The sequence below is a fragment of the Rossellomorea oryzaecorticis genome, from assembly GCF_038405515.1.
Classification (GTDB): Bacteria; Bacillota; Bacilli; order Bacillales; family Bacillaceae_B; genus Rossellomorea; species Rossellomorea oryzaecorticis_A.
Genome location: NZ_JBBYAF010000089.1, coordinates 1 through 1,481, shown reverse-complemented (window position 1 = coordinate 1,481; position 1,481 = coordinate 1). Strand labels below are relative to the sequence as shown.

2 protein-coding genes are annotated in these 1,481 nt (G+C 38.3%); both read left to right on the top strand.

Features of this window, described 5'->3' with window-relative positions:
* Positions 1 to 75 precede the first annotated feature (75 nt).
* The gene (locus AAEO50_RS20990; protein ID WP_341986331.1) at positions 76 to 396 is read left to right on the top strand and encodes a transposase; all 321 of its coding nucleotides are present in this window, start codon (positions 76 to 78) and stop codon (positions 394 to 396) included.
* A complete protein-coding gene (locus AAEO50_RS20985; RefSeq protein ID WP_341986332.1) occupies positions 393 to 1,349 on the top strand; it encodes an IS3 family transposase in 957 nt (318 codons plus the stop codon). Before AAEO50_RS20990 ends, AAEO50_RS20985 begins: the two co-directional genes overlap by 4 nt.
* Positions 1,350 to 1,481 lie beyond the last annotated feature (132 nt).

Below are 1,481 nucleotides of genomic sequence, written 5' to 3'. Positions count from 1 at the left end.
CTATTTAGCCCCTTTACTCTTTTGGACACCTACTTCTAAAGATATTAAGATAGAAGTATCAAAGGAGGAGCCAAAATGAGTAAACGAAATGGACCAATGGAAGAAGTGAAAAAACAATACGTTCGCATGGCACTGGAATCAGGTAATATGGCTTTTATCGCTAGGAAGACTGGAGTCAATAAGTCCACTCTTAATAACTGGGTAAAGCAGTATCGAGATGAAATTGAAGCAGAGATGGAAAAAGAGGGTGTAACTCCTTTATCCAAGTCTTCTTCTGAGAGTGATATCCAGAAGAAATACGATCATGCCATGAAATTACTCGGTGAGAAGGAACTTGAAGTTACGATGCTTAGAGAAATGCTAAAAAAAAAGTTTCCGGACTTTCCGAGCGAATAGCCTTTGCCCATGAATGGATCCAGGCTGGTTTTCCTGCCAAACGTGTTTTAAAGATTGCTTCCGTAGGGCGTTCAACGTATTACTATAGGGTTTCTAACCCCCCTGTGAAACGAGAAAGTACAGGGGGAAGACCAATCCCAGGATTCTCCATGAACACCAAGGGAAAAAGAGTAAAAGATAATGTGATAAAACAGTATTTAATGGAATTGATTGATGGTGAAACAGCGGTATATGGATATCGCAAGCTGACCAGGGCCTTAAGAAAAATATACAATCTAATCATAAATAAAAAGAAAGTCTACAGATTGTGTAAAGAGCTAGATATCTTGATGCCTCAAAGAGAAAAGAAGCCAAAATATCCTAGAAAGTTGGCTAGAAACCGTTCTGTTAATGGTCCTAATCAGTTATGGCAGCTAGATATTAAGTATGGGTATGTGCTTTCTTCAAGGCGTTATTTCTTCCTGGCTAGTGCCATTGATGTCTACGATCGTACGATCGTAGGTCATTACAGAGGTACTGTGTGCGAAGCCAAGCATATAACCAAAATGCTTCAGAAGGCTATTATGAAACGAAACATTCATATCCCCGAGTCTGAAGATCAAATAGCTGATAACTCCACTAAACTAATTATTAGGACTGATAACGGACCACAATTCTGTAGCCATCATTTTCAGGATTTTTGTAAGGGACAAATTGTGATTGAGCACGAAAGGATCCCACCGAAGTCACCTAATATGAATGCTTATATTGAGTCTTTTCATAGTGTACTGGAACGAGAGTGTTATCAAAGAAATGAGTTTATAAACTTTGAACATGCTTATAAAAAGGTCGATGATTATATCCAGTTTTACAATGAAGAACGATATCACGGCAGTTTGATGGACTATTCACCAAAAGAGTATTTTGAGAAATATATGGACAATCAAGTAAAACCAATCACATTAACCATGTGACCTCAATGTTTTCAAACAGGTTTCCTGTTTGAAAACATTGAGGCCAGCAAGCGAAAGCGCGGTAGAAAATATGAAAAACTAAGTAACCCTAAGAATAGTGAAGTATGTGTCCAAACTTAGGGGGTTAAACCG

Bases quoted from the DNA above. Each gene is read 5' to 3' on its own strand.
- AAEO50_RS20990 (WP_341986331.1), top strand. From the start codon at position 76: ATGAGTAAACGAAATGGACCAATGGAAGAAGTGAAAAAACAATACGTT.